Source organism: Microbacterium sp. B35-30 (assembly GCF_010634855.1).
Classification (GTDB): Bacteria; Actinomycetota; Actinomycetes; order Actinomycetales; family Microbacteriaceae; genus Microbacterium.
Genome location: NZ_MWLQ01000011.1, coordinates 300,825 through 319,716 on the forward strand (window position 1 = coordinate 300,825; position 18,892 = coordinate 319,716).

Below are 18,892 nucleotides of genomic sequence, written 5' to 3' on the forward strand. Positions count from 1 at the left end.
CTTCAGCCGACGGGGCGGGCCTTGACGTGCTCCTGCACGTGCGCGAGGTAGTGCTGGGCGTTGCGCAGCAGTCCGGCGCGCTCTTCGTCGGTCAGCTCACGACGCACCTTGCCGGGAACGCCGGCGACGAGTGAGCCGTCCGGGATGTCGGATCCCTCGAGCACGACCGCACCGCCGGCGATGAGGCATCCCGAGCCGATCCTGGCGCCGTTGAGCACCACCGCCCCCATGCCGATGAGAGACCCGTCGCCGATCGTGCAGCCGTGCACCACGGCGTTGTGCCCGACCGACACGTTCTCTCCGATCACGACGGGACTGCCGGCGTCGACGTGCACCGACACGTTGTCCTGCAGGTTGCTGTTCGCGCCCACGGTGATCGTGTCGCCGTCGGCGCGGAGCACCGCGTTGTACCAGACGCTCGCACCCGGACCGAGGGTGACTCCCCCGACGATGCGTGCGCCGGCGGCCACGAACGACGTGGGGTGGAGGTCGGGCGTCCTGCCCGCCGCGGCGAGGACGGAGGCTTCAGCTGCGATCGTCATGACCCGACCCTATTCGCGAGCGCCGCCTCGATGGCCTCGGTGTACCAGGGCGCGAGACTGTCGGCGAAGGTCACCGTGAGGTGATCCTGGTCGCGATAGATGTTCGCACCCCCCACCACGGGCGCGCACGTGTCCTCTCCGCAGAACACGTCGGTGAAGTCGAGCAGCGTCACCGCGTCGAGACCGGCTGCCGCGTCCCGCAGCGGATCGTCCTCCACGAGCACATCGGAGCGGGCGCCGTCGCACTCCGACACGTCACGGGTGCGCAGGCACTTGTTCGGGTCGGTCTCCCAGACCGGGTTGTCGACCACCGTGATGACGGGGACGCCCCGATCGGTGACCGTGCTCCACGCCTCGCGGTAGCCGGCGACAGCGGCGTCATGGGCCGAGTCGTACCCGGCCGACGAGTACGGGGTCGTGGCGATCGCCGCGGTGAACACGGCATCGAGGTCGGCATCGTCGATCGCGTTCTGCACACGGTCGCGCCACTCGGTGCACGCCGCGCCGAAGGCGCCGGGCGTCGAGAGCGGTGTCGTGTTCCAGGGGCAGGCGCCCTTGAACCAGGTCACGAGCTGCCAGCCGTTCTCGTCGGCCATGCGCTGGAACGTCGACAGCAGCTGGTACGCGTGACTGTCGCCCACGAGCGCGACCCTCGGGGCGCCGGGGTCGTCCGATCCGAACGTGCACGACACCGGTCGCGCGTCGGTGAGCTGCACGAAGCATTGCGGGTACTCGGGGCGGTCGATGCCGGCGAAGCCTGGCGCGGGCAGGATCTGGCCGCCGAAGTCGGCGTCGGCGCAGGAAGGATCCAGAACGGATGCCGCGCCGAAGCACTCCGGGGGGTTCTGCTGCAGCGTCGCGATGTCGCGCGTGCCCTGGTTGTACAGCGGCGCGTTGACGAGCCACGCGGTGCCGGCGACGAGGGCGACGACGATCATCGCGGCGAGCGACGACCACAATGTGACGCGCGAGGGCCGAGAGGTGAGCACCTTCCAGCCCCGTGCGGGGTCTTCGACGAAGCGCTTGGTGAGCCACGCGAGCACGAAGCACAGCACCAGGAGGGCGACGCGGTGGTAGATGGTGAGACCCCAGAAGGGCACCGACGGCGCGATGACGATCAGCGGCCAGTGCCAGAGGTACAGCGAGTACGAGATGTCGCCGACGAACTGCGCCGGGCGGATTGCGAGCAGGCGTGTCGGGTACCACCAGCGGTCCGTGTTGGACGCGGCGATCACCGCCGCCGCGCCCAGCGTGGGCACCGCCGCCATGTACCCGGGGAACGGGGTCTGCCCGTCGAAGGTGAAGGCGGCGTACAGCAGCATCAGGATGCCCGCCCACCCGAGCACGAAGCTGCCGATCGCGTTGCGTACGCGCAGCATCGGCACGAGCGCGACGAGCGCCCCGACGCCGAACTGCCACATCCGGCCGAACGTGACGAAGTAGGCCGGCGCCGGGTTCGTGATGGTGAAGATCACGCAGAACGCGAACGACACCACGGTCACCACGCCGAGAGCGGCGATGACGGTGCGGCGCCGCTCGCCGCGGAACCACTTCACGCCGATCCACGCCGCCAGCAGCATGATGAGCGGCCACATCACGTAGAACTGCTCTTCGAGCGACAGTGACCAGTAGTGCTGGACCGTGGTCGGCGAGCCGGCGTGGTTGAGGTAGTCCGCCGAGTTGAGCGCCAGGTACCAGTTCTCTACGTAGAACGTCGACGCCAGGATCTCGCGCACCTCGTTCGGCAGGGCCGAGGTGGGCATCAGGTACGGCGACATCACCACGACCGCGCAGAAGAGCAGGACGAGAAGGGATGCCGGCAGCAGACGCCGTGCGCGCCGGGCCCAGAACTGACCCAGCCTGACGGTGCCGGTGGCGGTGAGCTCGCGCATCAGATGCGCCGTGATGAGGAAGCCTGAGATCACGAAGAAGATGTCGACGCCGATGTAGCCGCCGGCGAGGCGACCCGGCCAGAAGTGGTAGAGCACGACGCAGAGCACGGCGATGGCGCGCAGACCCTGCACGTGCGGGATGAACCGGGACGGCTCGGCGTGTTCGGGCGAGCGGTCGCGGGGCTCGCGGGTCACGGTCTTGGCGGGGGCGCTCAGATGCTGCGGTCCGAGGTCGTGATCGGCGGAAGGCACGAATCGACGTTAGCCGCTGTCGCGCGTCTGGCCCGCACCCGCGGCGCGGATTCGCCGGTTTAGCCCAGCCTTGTCTTGCTTGCGGAATTACTCCCGCTGAGTAGCGTTGCAGTCACTGGAGGGCGATCGCCGAGTTGAGCGACCCTCCGCACGATGGAGGCGACAGATATGACGAACACCCAGACCACCCCCGCAACCGCAGCGAACCCCGACGTCGCCGCCGCGACGGCGCAGTTCCTCACCCCCGTCGTCCTGGGCCTGCAGGCCCTGGCCGTGAATGGAAAGCAGGCGCACTGGAACGTGCGCGGCGCGAACTTCATCGCGATCCACGAGCTCCTCGACTCCGTCGTCGCCCACGCGCAGGACGGCGCCGACCAGGCCGCGGAGCGCATCGTCGCCCTGGGCCTGCCGGTCGATGCCCGCGTCAGCACCGTGGCGCAGAAGACGGCGACGGCCGTGCCCGCCGGCTTCACGCAGTGGGACGCGCTCATCCGCAACGTGATCACCGACATGGACACCGTCATCGCGGACGTCCAGGCGGCGATCGACGGGCTGGACGAGTTCGACCTGACGAGCCAGGACATCGCGATCGGCATCAAGGAGTCTCTCGAGAAGGACCGCTGGTTCCTCTTCGCGCACCTCGCCGAATGAGCGTCCTCGCTCGTTGAGCGAGCGAGGAACGCGGTCGTTGAGCGAACTTGCGAGTCGAAACGCAGAGACGAAACGCCCTGGAATTCTCATCGAAGTCCGGGGCGTTTCGTCTCGCTTCGCTCGCTCAACGACCGGTGATCACGGATGCTGCAGGAAGGCGAGGACCGCGTGCACCCGGCGATGCTCGGTGCCCGACTCCTCCAGCCCGAGCTTCGCGAAGATCGCGCTGATGTTCTTCTCGACCGCGCCGACGCCGATGAAGAGCTGTCGCGCGATGTTGGCGTTGCTGCGTCCTTCGGCCATCAGGGTGAGGACGTCGCGCTCGCGCGGAGTGAGTGTCGCCAGGGGATCCGGCCGCGCCGACAGCAGTCCCTGCACCACGAGCGGATCGAGCACCGTGCCGCGCTCGCGGACGCGGCGGACGGCATCCGTGAACTCGTCGAGCGAGGTGACCCGATCCTTCAGGAGGTACCCCACGCCTCCTTCCCCACCGGCGAGGAGCTCGCGGGCGTACACGCCCTCGACGTACTGACTGAGGACGAGGATGCCGACCTGCGGCAGCGCCGCCCGCACGGCGAGCGCCGCGCGGATGCCCTCGTCACGGAAGCCCGGGGGCAGCCGGACGTCGAGGATCGCGACGTCGGCGCGCGCTTCACGCACCCGCTCGACGACATCCTGCGCATCACCCCATGCCCCGGCGGTCGTGTAACCGGCCTCGCCGAACAGGCGGACGAGCCCCTCGCGCAGCAGGACGGAGTCCTCGAAGAGGACGACCCGCAGCGGTGCGGTGTCGGAGGATGAAGCCATCCCCTCAGGATAGGCACCGGTCACGACGCGACCGCCAGCGGGATGTGCGCACCGACCGAGGTCGGGCCGCCGACAGGGCTCGTGACCACGAGCAGTCCGCGCAGGCCCGCGAGGCGCTCGCGGAGCCCCTCGAGACCGTGGCCCGACGTGATGACCGCACCGCCGCGGCCGTTGTCGACGACCCACACATCCAGGTGGGTGGGCGCCCCCGAGGCGCCGCGGCGGAGCGAGGCGCGCACGGTCGCCGCGGTCGCACCGGAGTGCTTGACGGCGTTGGTCATCAGCTCGGCGAGGACGAAGTACACCGTGCGCGCAACCTCCTGGCTCACGGCGCGGTCGATCGCCGGATCGATCTCGGCCTGCACCGACAGCGGAGACGTGGTCGCCAGCGCGTCGAGTGCGGCGGCCAGGCCCCGGTCCTGCAGCAGCGGTGGCGCAACGCCGCTGGACAGCGCACGCAGCTCGTCGAGCGCCGCCTTGGCGTGACCGCGTGCCTCGCGCGCGAGCTCGGCCGCGGCATCCGCGTCTCCCGACTCGGCTCGACGCTCGAGCGCCGCGAGATCCATCTGCAACCGCACCAGGCGCTGCTGCGGACCGTCGTGGATGTCGCGCTCGAGGCGGCGCAGGGCGACGTCCTCGGCGTGCACCGCGGCACCCCGGGCAGCCGCCTCGGCACGCACCTCGGCGGCGAGGTCGTCCGAGCTCCACCGGCCGAGCATGCCGCGGGCGACCGCGTGGTGGCCGCGCGCCAGCCCGCCGAGCACCCACGGCATCGTGGCCGTGAAGAGGATGCCGGCGATGAGGTAGAGCGTCACCTCGACGGCCCAGTTCGACCATCCGCCGAACAGCCACGGCAGATAGTCCGCGACGTAGTTGCCCCACTCCCCGCCGGAGCCGTCGTCGTTCCAGCCCCGGGGCAGGAACAGTCCCCAGAACCAGTAGGTGAGGCCGCCGAGGCCGATGCTCAGCCACACCGTCGTCAGCGCGAACGAGATGGTGCTGATGATCGGGTTCACGATCATGCCGTGCACGAGATAGAGCCAGTAGTGCGCATTGCGGATGGGCCGGGTGAGCGTCCTCCAGAAGCCGGTGCTGTCGGTGGTGTCGCGGTTCCACTCCGGCTCCGGGATCTCCGGCAGGCCGGTCAGCAGCAGGAGGTACCTGTCGGCGACGCCGAAGCCGCGCGCGATCAGCAGCGTCAGCACCCCCAGCGGCAGACCGATCAGGATGACGAGCAGGCCGACGCTCGTCCAGAACAGCGGCGCCAGCACGCTGATCGAGAGCATCGCGAGGACGAAGACCGCGAGGAGGTAGAGGGCGCTGCCCGGCGTCCGGATCCAGGCCCGCCCGTAGGACTCCCAGAACCCGGTGACGGGTCTGGACGCGTCCGGCTGCAGCGGGGCCGGCTCAGTGGTCGTGACGGTCATCGGTGTCTCCCTCAGGACGCTTCAGGTCGGGCTGCTGGCCCGGCTCGACGACCAGGAACTGTCCCATCATGCCCTGGTCCTCGTGCCACAGGAGGTGGCAGTGATACATGTACGGAGTGGTCGGATCGGCATAGTCGTCGAACCGCACCAGAAGCCGGTATTCGCGGTCGCGCTCGAGCGCGATGGTGTCCTTGGAGCCGGCCAGCCGGGCGGGCGGCGGGGCGCCGTCGACGCTGAGGACCCGGAACTGGGTGTCGTGGACGTGGAACGAGTGCGGCAGCGGATTGTTGTTTCGCACGGTCCAGATCTCGCTGCTGTCGACCGTCGCGACGACATCGACCCGGTCGAGGTCCATCTCCCGGTCGTTGATGTCGTGGCCCGACATGACGAAGTCACGCTCTGCCGCTGCGCTGCTCGCATCCGCCGCAGGCAGGCTGGCGAGGCGTGAAGGCACCTCCGGTGAGTCCGCGAGGGAGTCAGCGGCCCGCAGCTCCATCACGTCGAAGCCGGCCGCGCCGGCGTTGAGCGCCGGGTCGGGCGCCAGAGATCGGAGCACGATGCGCTCCCCCGGCTTCACGGACACCACGATCTCGGCGCGCTCCCCCGGCGACAGCGGGATGTCGGTCGCTGTGACGGGCGCTTCGAGCAGGCCGCCGTCGGTGCCGATGAGGGAGAACTCGCGGCCGTCGGCGAAGGCGAAGTCATACATCCGCGCACTCGAGCCGTTCAGGAGCCGCAGGCGCACCCGCTCGGTCGTGACGTCGAAGTACGGCGCGACGGTGCCGTTCACCAGGATCGTGTCGCCCAGCACTCCGTCGAACTGCATGCCCAGTCCGCCCGCGAACGACCCGTCGGAGTTGAAAGACCGGTCCTGCACGATCACCGGCAGATCGTCGACGCCGTACTCCCGCGGCAGGGCGAGCGCGGCCTCCGCGTCGTCGCGCACCACGAACATCCCGGCGAGACCCGCATCGACCTGTTCCTGCGTGCGGCCATGCAGGTGGGGGTGGTACCAGAGCGTCGCGGCCGGCTGGTCGATCGTCCACTCGGGCTGCCACCTGCCACCCGCGGCGATCGGCGAGTAGGGACCGCCGTCCATGGCGGCGGGCAGGTGCATGCCGTGCCAGTGGACGGTCGTGGGATCCGCGAGGCCGTTGGTCACGTCGACCCGCACCTGCTCGCCCTTCTCGGCGACGAGCGTCGGGCCGAGGTAGTCGCCGTCGTAGCCGAGCGTGGGCGTGTCCCCTTGGGGAACCATCGACGACCGGCCTTCCTGCGCGGTCAGCTCGAAGACCCGCACGCCGTTCTCGACGCGAGACGGCGCCAGCGGCGGCACGGCGAGCGGCGCACCGAAGTCGATCGTCCCGACGGCCGGAGGTGTCTTGCGCACCGCGTTGGACGCGAACCAGATCCCTCCGGCGGCGATCAGCAGGGCGACGACGGCGAGCGGGATCGCGATAAGCGTGATGATGAGCCGCCGACGTCGCCTGCGGCGTGGCGTCGCGCTCGGCGGCGCCATGGACGGCGGGGCGGGCGGCTGCGGGGCGCGCGGTGTGGACGAGGTGAAGGTCATGCCTCCAGCCTCGCGACGACGCCGCCGCGGCGGCATCCGACCCCCTCCCGAACCCGTACGGGGGAAGACCCCCGCCCGCGGGGAGGGCTTTACGCCAGGTGCGTCAGGCGTCCGCCGAGCAGCGTCGCGTCGACGCGCATGCCGCGGAGCCCGGTCTCGTCGGCGGTGAGCGGATCACGCTCGCAGATCGCGAGGTCGGCGAGGTCGCCCGGCTGGACACGTGCGGGCACGGCCGAGCCGCCGCGGGTGGATGCTGCGAGAGCGGTGGCGGCGTCCACCCGCTGCTGAGGCTGCCAGGGGTCGCGGCCGTCGCGCGTGCGGAACACCGCCGACGCCATTCCCGCCCACGGATCGAGGGGCGTCACAGGTGCGTCGGAGCCGAACAGCAGATTCGCTCCGGAGTCGGCCAGCGCTCGCAGGGGGTACGGCTGCGCGGTCTGACCGGCCCACACCCTGTCGGTCAGGTCGCGGTCGTCGAGCGCGTGCTCGGGCTGCACGCTCGCGGCGACGCCCAGGCGCGCGAACCTCGGAATGTCGGCGTGGGCGACCAGCTGCGCATGCTCGATGGCGCCCCACGCGCCGGTCGCGGCGAAGGCGTCGAGCGCGTGCGAGTTCGCGACGTCCCCGATCGCGTGGATGGCCGACCCGATGCCGGCCGCGGTCGCACGTGTCATCAGGTCGACCAGCATGGCGAGATCGACGGTGAGGAGCCCGTGGTTGTGCGGGTCGCCAGGGTAAGCGTGCGAGGTCGCCGCCGTGCGGGTTCCCAGCGAGCCGTCGGTGATCACCTTGAGCGCACCCACACGGGCGAGATCGGATCCGGCGCCGCGGGCGACATCGCCGGTCTGCAGGCCCTCCGCGATCGCGCGGTCGAGGAACTCGGGGTAGATCCCGAAGATGATCCGCAGGGCGTCGAAGCCACCGGCGAGGCGGCGCGCCCAGGCGTCCTCGTTCCACGCCATGTCGAGGTCGACGAGTCCTACGACACCGCGGGCAGCGGCATCCTGCGCCATGCGTCCGACGAGCGGATCCGACACCGACGCGTCGACGGCGTTGAGCCGCCGCGAGATCTCGAACGCGGGTTCCTCACGAAGGATGCCGGCCCCGTCGGGCGCGAAGCCTTCGCGGCGGAGTGCCGCGCTGTTGAGCCACACGCTGTGCACGTCGGCGTTGATCAGGTAGGTCGGCACCTCGCCGGTCGCAGCGTCGAGAACCGCGAGATCGAGCGCGTCCGCCCAGAACGCGTCACGGAAGCCGGCGCCGACACGGCGGCCGTCCGGCAGTGCCTCGGTCTCACCCATGAGGGCGGCCGCCTCCGCCGCGGACGTCGCACCGCCGAGCGCTACGCGCTGGGCGGACAGCGCCCACTGGACGGTGTGCACGTGGTGGTCCCAGAGGCCCGGGATGACCCACCCGCCCCCGGCGTCGAGCACGAGGCCGTCCCGCGGCAGCCCACCGGCGGGGGCGATGTCGACGACCAGTCCCTCCGCGAGATGGACGTCGACGGGGTCGGAGCCGAAGGGGTCGGTGCGCTCGGAACCGGTCAGCCGCGCATTCGCGATGACGTCGGGCGCATCACCGCGAGCGAGCGTCACCGGGCGGCCTTCCGGGTCTCGAAGTCGCGGCGCATCTCTGCGGAAAGCCGCGGATCGGCGTACGGGCTCGCACCGGCCTCGAGCTCGACGATCACGGTCTCGACAATCTCGTCCGCCTTGTTCTGGCTGAGCTTGCGCTTGCCGACGACCCGGGTCGGCGTGAGACGGAACCCCGCCGTGCCCTTCTCCAGTCGGCGCACGAACTCGGGGTCGTTCGGTGGCGCCCACATCAGCCGCGGCTCGGGCATCCCGCTCTCGAAGCGGGCGACGAGGCGCTCGAGCACGTCCAGGTTCTCCTCGGGGGTCAGCAGCTCGGGGATGCCGCTGAGGTGCGCCGAGACGAAGTTCCAGGTGGGCACGCTCTGCGCGTCACCGTACCAGCCGGGCGAGATGTACCCGTGCGGCCCTTGCACGACGACGAGGAGCTCGCGCTCGCCGAGGTCGTGGATGAAGTCGTCGGGCTTGCCGACGTGGCCGACGATGGTCAGGTCGTCGCGCTCGGGGTCCAGCATCACGGCGTAGTGCGACGCGACGAGTCCGGCGTCGGTGGCGCTCATCAGCGTGACCCAGGGATTCTGCTCGATGAGCCGGCGGATCTCGCCGACATCCGACATCGCGAAGCTCGGGTTCTGGCGCATGGACTCAGCCTATTCGCGCCGCGGACTCGGTCGTCGCGGCGTCAGGCCTGACAGGAGGGGCACCAGTAGAGCTTGCGGGTGGCGACCTCCTCGACCACGATCGCGGTGCCGCACACGCGGCAGGGCAGCCCGGCTCGGTGGTAGACCCAGTGCCGGTCGTCACGGCTCGCCATCGCCTTGCGGTAGGCGTCGGGGTCCAGGTCGTCCATCGTCATCATCTGACCGGTCTCGACGCCGATCGCGATGAGCCGCACCCAGTCGCGCCAGATCCCCCGCACCACCTCTTCGGGCACGTCCCGGCCCGGCGTGTGCGGATTCTGGCGCGCGCGGAACAGCAGTTCGGCGCGGTACACGTTGCCGATGCCGCTGACGACGTTCTGGTCCATCAGCAGCAGGCCGATGGAGGTGGGCTTGCGGCGCACCACCGAGGCGAACCGCTCCTCGCCCTCTGCGACGTCGTCGACGAGAGGGTCCGGGCCGAGCTTCGCGATGGTCGCGGCGACCTCGTCGGGCGTCTGCAGCTCGCAGGCGGTCGGGCCCCGCAGATCGGCGCACGTCGTTTCGCTGAGGAGCCGCAGGCGCACCTGCCCGACGATGGGGGGCGGCCATTCCTCTCCCTCGTCGGCGAGACCCGTGGTCTGCTCCGACATGCGCACGTGCACGCGGGCACGCCGCGGGGCCCCGATCGAGGTCAGCGAGTTCTCGCCCGCGCTGTCGAGGATCGGCTCGCCGATGTCGGTTCCGCGCTGATTGGTCTGCCCCATGCGGCCGTTGGCCGAGGCGATCGTCGGGTCGACGACGATCTCTCCGGCGAAGTCCCACGCCCCGTACATCCCGAGATGCACGCGCAGCCAGAGGTCGTCGTCGAACTCCAGGAACATCTGCTTTCCGACGGCACGCACCTGCGTGGCGGTGCGGCCGCTGATCACCGCCGCACCCTCCACGAACCGGCCCTGCGGACTCGAGGCCGCGACGGCACGGCCGACGAAGTTGCGGTCGAACTGGCGGGCGATGCGGTGGACGGAATGGCCCTCGGGCATCGGGTCAGCCGGCTTCGGGGTCGAACGAACTGTCGTCGGCGGCCAGGACGTCGGGCTGTCGGGCAGCGCGCGGGTCGGGCTGCAGCGCACCGTCCTCCTCGTACGCGGCGAGCTGTGCGATGCGTCGCGCGTGGCGCTCCTCGCCCGAGAACGGGGTCGCGATGAAGCGGTCGATGAACGTGGTCGCCTCGTCGAACGTGTGCTGGCGGGCGCCGATCGCGATCACGTTCGCGTCGTTGTGCTCGCGCGCGAGCTCCGCCGTGGCGATGCTCCACGCCAGGGCTGCGCGGACCCCGCGCACTTTGTTCGCCGCGATCTGCTCGCCGTTGCCCGAACCGCCGAAGACGACCCCGAGCGTCTCGATGCCGGCGGCCTGGTCGCGGACGACCGCCTGGGCGGCGCGGATGCAGAACGCCGGATAGTCGTCGAGCGGGTCGTATTCGAGGGGGCCGTGGTCGATGACCTCGTGGCCCGCCGCGGCGAGATGGTGCTGCAGCTGCGTCGAGAACTCGAGGCCGGCGTGGTCGGTCGCGATGTGGATGCGCATGGGCTCAATCCTAGGCAGGCGAGAGGGACGAGGACGGATGCCGCGGCTCCGTGCGCGGCCGAGGAGACGTGTCGTCCGCGACTCAGGGCGCGACGCCCGCGGCAGCCGGCTTGAACCCCGCGCGCACGTTCTCGCAGCACGCCGGGCGGCACACGTCGAACCACGGTCCGAGGTCCGTCGCGTGCGGGCGCTCGCCCGCCTGCGTGCCGCTCAGTCGCTCCTGGACGAGATCCACGAGCCCCGAGACGAATACCGGGTCGACACCGGGGGTCGGCGTGCGCACGGCGCGGATGCCCGCATCGGCCGCGGCATCCATGGCCTCGGTGTCGAGGTCCCACAGGACCTCCATGTGATCGCTCATGAAGCCGAGGGGCACGATCGCCACCGCCTGCACGCCGGCAGCGGGAAGCTCGGCGATGACGTCGTTGACGTCGGGCTCGAGCCACGGCTGGCTGGGCGGGCCCGAGCGCGACTGGTACACGAGGTCCCACGCGACGCGGTCGGCGCCGGGAATGTCGGCCGCCACCGCGGCCATCACCACTTCGGCGACGGCGAGGTGCTGCGCCGCGTATGCGCCGCCCTCGCCGAGGTCGCGATGCTGCTCGTCGCCTTCGCGCGGGCCGGAGCGCTCGGCATCCGCCGTCGGAATGCTGTGCGTCGAGAACAGCACCCGCACAGCCTCAGGAGCGATGCCGTCGCCCAGGAATCCGCCCACCGCGTCGCGCACGCCGTCGACGAACGGCTGCACGAAGCCGGGGTGATCGAAGAACTGCCGCACCTTGTCGATCGTGACCGTGTCCCCGAGCCCGGTCTCGGTGAGCACCCGCGCGAAGTCCTCGCGATACTGCCGGCAGCTCGAGAACGACGAGTAGGCGCTCGTCGCCAGACCCAGGAGTCTGGTGTCACCTGCGGCTGCGGCATCCGTCACCGCCTCGTCGAGGTACGGCGCCCAGTTGCGGTTGCCCCAGTACACCGGCAGGTCGATGCCGCGGCCGGCGAGCTCCGCCTCCAGGGCCGCCTTCAGGGCACGGTTCTGCGCGTTGATGGGGCTCACCCCGCCGAAGTGCCGGTAGTGGTGGGCGACCTCTTCGAGGCGCTCGTCGGGGATGCCTCGGCCGCGCGTGACATTGCGGAGGAACGGGATGACGTCGTCCTGGCCCTCAGGACCGCCGAAGCCGGCGAGCAGGAGGCCGTCGTAGGCGACGGCCTGCTCCACGTAGGGAGCGCCGGATGCTGCGGCGGGCGAGGCGAACGGGACGACGTGCTGCTCGGGAGAAGTCACCCCTCCATCCTGACACCCGGCGCGCGGGTTTCCGTCACCCGATCGGTGCTTTCCCCGGCGGCTGGCATAGGCTGGGACGGTTGTCATCGGCGCCAGCAGCGCTGATGGCGGCCGCCGGATCGAGCGTCCGCGCAACGGGATTATCGAGATCATCCGTCATCCTCACCCATGGGAGCCACAGCAGTGCCTGGAGAGAACCTCACCCGCATCGAGGCGCAGGAGCGCCGCGCGATCGTCGAGACGCAGTCCTACGAGATCGCGCTCGACCTGACGAAAGGCGCCGAGGTCTTCGGATCCCGCACCGTCGTCCGCTTCACCGCTACGCCGGGTGCCGCGACGTTCATCGACCTGATCGCGCGCGAGGTGCGCGAGATCACCCTCAACGGCCGGTCCCTCGACCCCGCGACCGCATTCGCGGACTCCCGCGTCGCGCTCGACGGGCTCGCCGCCGACAACGAGCTCGTCATCGACGCCGACTGCCTGTACACCAACACCGGCGAGGGCCTGCACCGCTTCGTCGACCCCGTCGACGACGAGGTCTACCTCTACTCGCAGTTCGAGGTGCCCGACTCGCGTCGCGTCTTCGCGGTCTTCGAGCAGCCCGACCTCAAGGCGACGTTCGCGTTCACCGTCACCGCGCCGGAGCCCTGGAAGGTCGTCTCCAACTCCCCCACCCCCGAGCCCAAGAAGCACGGCGACGGCACCGCGACGTGGCGTTTCGAGCCCACTCCCCGCATCTCTTCGTACATCACTGCTCTCATCGCCGGCCCGTACGAGGCGACGTTCTCGGAGCTCACGAGCTCGTCGGGCCGCGTCATCCCTCTCGGCGTGTACGGCCGCAAGAGCCTCTGGCAGTACCTGGACTCCGACTACATCTTCGACAAGACGCGTCAGGGCTTCGCGTACTTCGAGGAGAAGTTCGACTACGCCTACCCGTTCGCGAAGTACGACCAGCTGTTCGTGCCGGAGTTCAACGCGGGTGCGATGGAGAACGCCGGGGCGGTGACGTTCACCGAGACGTACGTGTTCCGCTCGAAGGTGACGGATGCCGTCAAGGAGCGTCGCGTCGTCACGATCCTGCACGAGCTCGCGCACATGTGGTTCGGCGACCTGGTCACCATGAAGTGGTGGAACGACCTCTGGCTCAACGAGTCGTTCGCCGAGTGGGCGTCGACGATCGCCACCGCCGAGGCCACCGAGTGGACCGAGGCGTGGACGACCTTCAACGCCATGGAGAAGACCTGGGCGTACCGCCAGGACCAGCTCCCCTCCACGCACCCCGTCGTCGCGCAGATCAACGACCTCGAGGACGTGCAGGTCAACTTCGACGGCATCACGTACGCCAAGGGCGGCTCGGTGCTCAAGCAGCTGGCCGCGTGGGTCGGCATCGACGAGTTCTTCGCCGGCGTGGGCGCCTACTTCAAGAAGCACGAGTGGTCGAACACCGAGCTGTCGGATCTGCTCTCGGAGCTCGAGGTCACCAGTGGCCGTGAGCTCTCGACGTGGTCGAAGAAGTGGCTCGAGACGGCGGGCGTCAACACGCTGTCGCCCGAGATCGTGACGGATGTCGACGGCACCATCACGCGCTTCGCGATCGTGCAGACCGCGCCGGCCGACTACCCGACCATCCGCCCGCACCGCCTCGGCGTCGGGTTCTACGACCTCGACGGCGACGCGCTCGTGCGCGTGCACCACGTCGAGCTCGACGTCGACGGCGACCTGACCGAGGTGCCCGAGCTCAAGGGCCGCAAGCGCCCCGCGCTGGTGCTCCTCAACGACGAGGACCTGGCCTACGCCAAGATCCGTCTCGACGACAAGTCGCTGCAGACCGCGATCGGCCACCTCGGCAAGATCACCGACCCGCTCGCCCGGTCGCTGGTGTGGGGTGCCGCGTGGGACCAGACACGGGATGCCGAGGCATCCGCGTCCGACTACGTCGATCTGGTGCTGCGCAACATCGGCGCCGAGACCGAGTCGACCACGGTGCGCACGACGCTCGCCCAGCTGCAGCTCGCGGCGAACTCGTACGTCGCCCCCGAGAAGCGCGACGCCACCCGTGCGCACGTCGCCGACGCACTGTGGCAGCTCGCGGAGTCCGCCGAGGCGGGCAGCGACAGCCAGCTGCAGTTCGTCACCGCATTCGCCTCCGCCGCAGCCACGCCGGGCCAGTGGGAGAAGGTGCGACAGGTGCGCGACGGTGAGGTGACGTTCGCCGACCTCGCGATCGACACCGACCTGTCGTGGCAGCTGCTCGTCTCGCTCGCCGCCGGCGGCGGTGTGTCCCCCGCCGACATCGACGCGGCACTCGCCGACGACAACACCGCCAAGGGCGGCGAGTTCGCCGCTCAGGCGAAGGCCGCGCTGCCGACAGCCGAGGCGAAGGCGGCCGCATGGTCGTCGCTCGTCGACAGCGATGACCAGCCGAACACGATCGTCCGCGCCGCCGCCGCCGGGTTCGTGCACCCCGCCGGCCGCGAACTGCTCGACGGCTTCGTCGGGCGCTACTTCGACGCGCTGCTGCCGATCTGGAACTCGCGCACCTACCAGATCGCGCAGTACGTCATCGTCGGGCTCTACCCCGCGCCACTCGCGAACGTCGCCCTGCGCGACGCCACGCGCGCCTGGCTCGAGGCGAACTCCGACGCCGCGCCGGCGCTCCGACGCCTCGTCGCCGAGAACCTCGCGGGCGTCGAGCGGGCGCTGTCGGTGCAGGACCGCGACGCCCAGTAGCGCACCACCGACGTGGTACCCAGGTACCAGTCGCCGTGCTCCAAGACCCTCCCTGCGGCCGACGCGGCCCGGGGAGGGTCTTGCGTAGCGTCGAAGTCATGATCGTCGCAGAGAGTCTGAGCAAGAGCTTCGGAGCCAAGCACGCCGTCCAGGATGTGAGCTTCACCGTCCAACCGGGCCGGGTGACCGGGTTCCTCGGTCCCAACGGCGCCGGCAAGTCCACCACGATGAGGATGATCGTCGGGCTCGACCGGCCCACCAGCGGAAGGGTCACCGTCGACGGCCGCGACTACCGTCGCCTGCGGTCGCCACTGACCGAGGTCGGTGTGCTGCTCGACGCGAAGGCCGTCCACACCGGCCGCAGCGCCCAGAACCATCTCCGGGCGATGGCCGCGACCCACGGCATCCCTCGCCGGCGCGTCGACGAGGTCATCGAGATCACCGGGCTCAGCTCCGTCGCGCGCAAGCGCGCCGGAGGATTCTCCCTCGGCATGGGTCAGCGCCTCGGCATCGCGGCGGCGCTGCTCGGAGACCCGAAGACGCTCATCCTCGACGAACCGGTCAACGGCCTCGATCCCGAGGGCGTGCTCTGGGTCCGCCGCTTCGTCAGGCACGCGGCATCCGAGGGCAAGACAGTGCTGCTGTCCAGCCACCTGATGAGTGAGATGGCACTCACGGCGGACCACATCATCGTGCTCGGTCGCGGACGGGTGCTCGCCGATGCGCCGGTCGACGAGCTCGTCCGGCAGTGGACGCGCGCCACGGTGCGCATCCGCACGCCGCGGGCGGTCGAACTCGCTCGGCTCGTCGCCGGAGACGGCGTGACCGTCACCCACCTGGCGGACGGCGTGATGGATGTCGAGGGCGCCGCCGCGCATGACATCGGCGATCTCGCCCTCGCGCACGGCATCGTGCTGCACGAGCTCACCCCCGCGTCCGGCACCCTCGAGGACGCCTACCTCCGGCTCACCGGCGACGACGTCGAATACAAGACGAAGGACATCTGATGACCACCGCACTCGCCCCCGCCCCCTCCACCGCCACGGACGCCGTGGTCGACGGCTCCCCCTACCGCCTCTCGTTCGCGCGTCTGGTCGCCTCCGAGTGGATCAAGTTCACGAGCCTCCGCTCGACCTGGTGGTCGATCGGACTCGTGGCCGTCGTCTCGATCGGCCTCAGTCTCCTCATGGCGTTCTCGTTCGCGGCCTTCGCCGGAGACATGCCGCCGATGTCGGTCGAAGAGGCGAACCGGCAGGCGGTGCAGGTCGTCGTGTTCAGCACGGTGCTGACGCAGCTGCTCGCCGTCGTCCTCGGCACGATCACCGTGACGGGCGAGTACTCGACCGGCATGATCCGTTCGACGCTCACCGCTGCACCGGCGCGCACGGCGGCGCTGTTCGCCAAGGCTCTCGTCGTCGCGGCCACGATGTTCGTCACGAGCGCCGTCGTCTTCGCGGTCGCCGCGGTCGCATCGGGGGCCGTGCTGCCCACGGGCGCTCTCGACGTCAGCGAACCCGACAGCTCACTCATGCCGCTGCTGGGCGCGGCCGTCTACCTCGCGCTCATCGCCGTCATCGGCGTGGGAATCGGCTTCATCATCCGCAACGGTCCGGGCGCACTGGCCGCCGGCATCGGTCTCGTGTTCGTCGCGCCGATCCTCGTGCTGTTCTTCCCTCGTCTCGACTCCTTCCAGTGGATCCACGACGCTGCGAGCTACCTGCCCTCGAACGCCGGCCAGTCCCTGTTCATGGGGTCTCCCATGACCGGGGAGGTCCTGGAGCCCGTTCCGGCGCTCATCACACTCGCCGTGTGGACCGTGGCCGCCATCGCCGGGGGCATCGCGGTGCTGAAAACACGCGACGCGTAGAGTCGAGCGGTGCTCGAACGCCCAGACATCGTCCTCGGCCGGGAGAGACTCTCGGCCGAGGACGAGCTGCGTCTGCCGAAGCCGCCCGGGGTGTTCCGACAGTTCTGGGCGCGGCATCCGCTCGGCACCGACATCCTGATCGCCGTCGTCGCGCTCCTCCTCTCGGTGCCCGCCGTCATAGCGCGCTCGTCCCTGCCGGAGCCGATCGATCCCTGGATGACCGGGACCGGAATCGCGCTCGCGCTCCTCGGCTGCGCGGCACTCGTGTGGCGGCGGCGCTGGCCGCTCACGGTCTTCGCGATCACCCTGCTTCCGGTCCTGGTCATGGACCCCGCGCTCGCGGCCGCGCTGAGCGGCCCCGTGTCGCTGATAGCGATGTACTCCGTCGCCGTCTACCGCGGCGTGCGGGCCTGCTGGATCGCGTTCGGCTGCGCTGCCGCACTGATCGCGCTCCACAGCATCGCACTCGTGCTCGCGCAGCCGTCACAGGCCGGCACTCAGATCAACGTCGATGTGATGACAGTGGTGATGCTCCTGCTCGGCGCGCTCGTCGGCATCAACGTCGGCAACCGTCGCCGCTATCTCAGTGCGCTCATCGACCGGTCCCGTCAGCTGCTCGTGGAGCGGGACCAGCAGGCCGAGCTCGCCGCCGCGTCCGAGCGTGCGCGCATCGCCCGGGAGATGCACGACATCGTGTCCCATTCGCTGACCGTCATCGTGGCCCTCGCGGAAGGCGCGAACGCCACGGCGGATCCTGTGCGCTCGCGAGAGGCGAGCCGGGCGGTGGCGGCGACCGCCCGCGAGGCGCTCTCCGAGATGCGGATGATGCTCGGCGTGCTGCGCGCCGCGGGCTCCGAGAGCGAGGCGCCGCTCGGGCCGCTCCTCGAGGCATCGCTCCACGACGTCATCGAAGCCGCCCGGGCGGCCGGCTTCCCCGCGACGCTTTCGGTCTCCGGCGACCCGGCCGTGCCGGCCGCGCACCGGCTCGCGATCCTGCGTGTCGTGCAGGAGGCCATCACCAACGCCATGCGGTACTCGCGGGACGGGAGCTTCATCCGGGTCATCACCGACTATGCTCCGGCCGGTGTCCGGATCGTGGTGGAGAACGACGGCGCCCAGCCCGAAGCCGAGTCGGCCGGTGCGGGCTGGGGCCTGCGCGGCCTGCAGGAGCGCGTCGCCACCCTCGGCGGCACAGTGATCGCCGGGCCCGCCGCGCCCGGTGTCTGGCGTCTCACCGCCGAGCTGCCGACGGGCGCAGACGATGACCGACCCGACGACGACCGAGCAGACCAGGAGCGCGCAGACGGTGACCGAACCGACGATGACCGAGCCGACCGTGGCTGAGCCGATCCGCGTGCTGCTTGTCGACGATCAGCAGCTGATCCGGCTCGGGTTCCGGCTCGTGCTCGAGGCCGAGCCGGATCTCGTCGTCGTCGGCGACGCGGCGGACGGCATCGAGGCCGTCGCGGCGGTGGACACCGCTCGTCCCGACGTGGTGCTGATGGACGTGCGGATGCCGCGGATGGACGGCCTCGAAGCCACGCGGCGCATCGTGGCGGAGCATCCGCACGTCCGCATCGTCGTGCTGACCACCTTCGACCTGGACGAGTACGCATTCGCGGCGCTGCGCGCTGGGGCGAGCGGGTTCCTCCTCAAGGACGCCCACCCCCACCAGCTCACCGGCGCGATCCGGGCCGCGCACGGCGGTGACGCCGTCCTGGCGCCACGCGTCACGCGCCGGATGCTCGAGATGTTCGGCGACCGTCTCCCGTCGGATGCCGCGACCGATGAGCGTCTGAACGACCTCACCGAGCGCGAGCACGAAGTCTTCGTCGCACTGGCACGCGGGCTCACCAACGCCGAGATCGGCGCCGAGCTGTTCGTCAGCGAATCCACGGTGAAGACCCACGTCGGGCGCGTGCTCGCGAAGCTGGGTGCACGCGATCGCGTCCACGCGGTGATCCTCGCCCATCGCCTGGGTGTCGTCCCTCCTGATTCCGGACTGACAGGCTGATGCCGCGAAGCCGCACGCGCCGCAGGCTCCCGCTC

At 70.4% G+C, this 18,892-nt stretch carries 16 protein-coding genes; 6 read left to right on the forward strand and 10 right to left on the reverse strand.

Annotated features, from left to right (window positions below):
* Positions 1-2 precede the first annotated feature (2 nt).
* A complete protein-coding gene (locus B2K11_RS05745) occupies positions 3-542 on the reverse strand; it encodes a gamma carbonic anhydrase family protein (protein WP_163617285.1) in 540 nt (179 codons plus the stop codon).
* On the reverse strand, positions 539-2,686 hold the full coding sequence (locus tag B2K11_RS05750) for an acyltransferase family protein (RefSeq protein WP_163617286.1): 2,148 nt from the start codon (positions 2,684-2,686) through the stop codon (positions 539-541). Before B2K11_RS05750 ends, B2K11_RS05745 begins: the two co-directional genes overlap by 4 nt.
* Positions 2,687-2,854: 168 nt before the next feature.
* Here B2K11_RS05750 and B2K11_RS05755 point away from each other — a divergent pair, with 168 nt between their 5' ends.
* The gene (locus B2K11_RS05755; protein WP_163617287.1) at positions 2,855-3,337 is read left to right on the forward strand and encodes a DNA starvation/stationary phase protection protein; all 483 of its coding nucleotides are present in this window, start codon (positions 2,855-2,857) and stop codon (positions 3,335-3,337) included.
* 138 nt (positions 3,338-3,475) lie between these two features.
* On the opposite strand, the gene B2K11_RS05760 is transcribed toward B2K11_RS05755, so the two are convergent.
* From B2K11_RS05760 to B2K11_RS05795, 8 genes are all read right to left on the reverse strand, one after another.
* Positions 3,476-4,144, reverse strand: coding sequence for a response regulator transcription factor (locus B2K11_RS05760; protein WP_163617288.1), 669 nt, complete (start codon positions 4,142-4,144; stop codon positions 3,476-3,478).
* 20 nt (positions 4,145-4,164) lie between these two features.
* A complete protein-coding gene (locus B2K11_RS05765; protein WP_163617289.1) occupies positions 4,165-5,571 on the reverse strand; it encodes a sensor histidine kinase in 1,407 nt (468 codons plus the stop codon).
* Complete coding sequence (locus B2K11_RS05770) at positions 5,552-7,144, reverse strand: multicopper oxidase domain-containing protein (RefSeq protein WP_239525756.1); 1,593 nt, start codon at positions 7,142-7,144, stop codon at positions 5,552-5,554. Before B2K11_RS05770 ends, B2K11_RS05765 begins: the two co-directional genes overlap by 20 nt.
* An 89-nt stretch (positions 7,145-7,233) precedes the next feature.
* Complete coding sequence (locus B2K11_RS05775; protein ID WP_163617290.1) at positions 7,234-8,739, reverse strand: amidohydrolase family protein; 1,506 nt, start codon at positions 8,737-8,739, stop codon at positions 7,234-7,236.
* A complete protein-coding gene (locus tag B2K11_RS05780; protein WP_163617291.1) occupies positions 8,736-9,377 on the reverse strand; it encodes an FMN-binding negative transcriptional regulator in 642 nt (213 codons plus the stop codon). Before B2K11_RS05780 ends, B2K11_RS05775 begins: the two co-directional genes overlap by 4 nt.
* A 41-nt stretch (positions 9,378-9,418) precedes the next feature.
* A complete protein-coding gene (locus B2K11_RS05785) occupies positions 9,419-10,417 on the reverse strand; it encodes a DNA-formamidopyrimidine glycosylase family protein (protein WP_163617292.1) in 999 nt (332 codons plus the stop codon).
* Positions 10,418-10,421: 4 nt separating this feature from the next.
* On the reverse strand, positions 10,422-10,964 hold the full coding sequence (locus B2K11_RS05790) for a ribose-5-phosphate isomerase (RefSeq protein WP_163617293.1): 543 nt from the start codon (positions 10,962-10,964) through the stop codon (positions 10,422-10,424).
* A gap of 82 nt (positions 10,965-11,046) precedes the next feature.
* A complete protein-coding gene (locus tag B2K11_RS05795) occupies positions 11,047-12,246 on the reverse strand; it encodes a ferrochelatase (protein ID WP_239525757.1) in 1,200 nt (399 codons plus the stop codon).
* Positions 12,247-12,429: 183 nt separating this feature from the next.
* Between B2K11_RS05795 and pepN the strand changes: the two genes are divergently transcribed.
* The 5 genes from pepN (at position 12,430) to B2K11_RS05820 (ending at position 18,857) form a co-directional block, all read left to right on the forward strand.
* Positions 12,430-14,976: an aminopeptidase N gene (gene pepN, locus B2K11_RS05800; RefSeq protein ID WP_163617525.1), complete on the forward strand. Its 2,547-nt coding sequence runs from the start codon at positions 12,430-12,432 to the stop codon at positions 14,974-14,976.
* 98 nt (positions 14,977-15,074) lie between these two features.
* Positions 15,075-15,983 carry an ATP-binding cassette domain-containing protein gene (locus tag B2K11_RS05805; protein WP_163617295.1) on the forward strand — a complete coding sequence of 303 codons (909 nt, stop codon included), beginning with the start codon at positions 15,075-15,077 and terminating at the stop codon, positions 15,981-15,983.
* Positions 15,983-16,843 (forward strand): ABC transporter permease, encoded by an 861-nt coding sequence (locus tag B2K11_RS05810; RefSeq protein ID WP_204260018.1) that lies wholly within the window; start codon positions 15,983-15,985, stop codon positions 16,841-16,843. The genes B2K11_RS05805 and B2K11_RS05810 overlap by 1 nt, the downstream gene beginning before the upstream one ends.
* 9 nt (positions 16,844-16,852) lie before the next feature.
* Positions 16,853-18,187 (forward strand): histidine kinase, encoded by a 1,335-nt coding sequence (locus tag B2K11_RS05815; protein ID WP_239525758.1) that lies wholly within the window; start codon positions 16,853-16,855, stop codon positions 18,185-18,187.
* The gene (locus tag B2K11_RS05820) at positions 18,165-18,857 is read left to right on the forward strand and encodes a response regulator transcription factor (protein ID WP_163617296.1); all 693 of its coding nucleotides are present in this window, start codon (positions 18,165-18,167) and stop codon (positions 18,855-18,857) included. Before B2K11_RS05815 ends, B2K11_RS05820 begins: the two co-directional genes overlap by 23 nt.
* Positions 18,858-18,892 lie beyond the last annotated feature (35 nt).

Coding starts and splice junctions, on each gene's coding strand:
- B2K11_RS05745 (WP_163617285.1), bottom strand. CDS start 542: ATGACGATCGCAGCTGAAGCCTCCGTCCTCGCCGCGGCGGGCAGGACG.
- B2K11_RS05755 (WP_163617287.1), top strand. CDS start 2,855: ATGACGAACACCCAGACCACCCCCGCAACCGCAGCGAACCCCGACGTC.
- B2K11_RS05760 (WP_163617288.1), bottom strand. CDS start 4,144: ATGGCTTCATCCTCCGACACCGCACCGCTGCGGGTCGTCCTCTTCGAG.
- B2K11_RS05765 (WP_163617289.1), bottom strand. CDS start 5,571: ATGACCGTCACGACCACTGAGCCGGCCCCGCTGCAGCCGGACGCGTCC.
- B2K11_RS05770 (WP_239525756.1), bottom strand. CDS start 7,144: ATGACCTTCACCTCGTCCACACCGCGCGCCCCGCAGCCGCCCGCCCCG.
- B2K11_RS05780 (WP_163617291.1), bottom strand. CDS start 9,377: ATGCGCCAGAACCCGAGCTTCGCGATGTCGGATGTCGGCGAGATCCGC.
- B2K11_RS05785 (WP_163617292.1), bottom strand. CDS start 10,417: ATGCCCGAGGGCCATTCCGTCCACCGCATCGCCCGCCAGTTCGACCGC.
- B2K11_RS05790 (WP_163617293.1), bottom strand. CDS start 10,964: ATGCGCATCCACATCGCGACCGACCACGCCGGCCTCGAGTTCTCGACG.
- B2K11_RS05805 (WP_163617295.1), top strand. CDS start 15,075: ATGATCGTCGCAGAGAGTCTGAGCAAGAGCTTCGGAGCCAAGCACGCC.
- B2K11_RS05810 (WP_204260018.1), top strand. CDS start 15,983: ATGACCACCGCACTCGCCCCCGCCCCCTCCACCGCCACGGACGCCGTG.
- B2K11_RS05820 (WP_163617296.1), top strand. CDS start 18,165: ATGACCGAGCCGACCGTGGCTGAGCCGATCCGCGTGCTGCTTGTCGAC.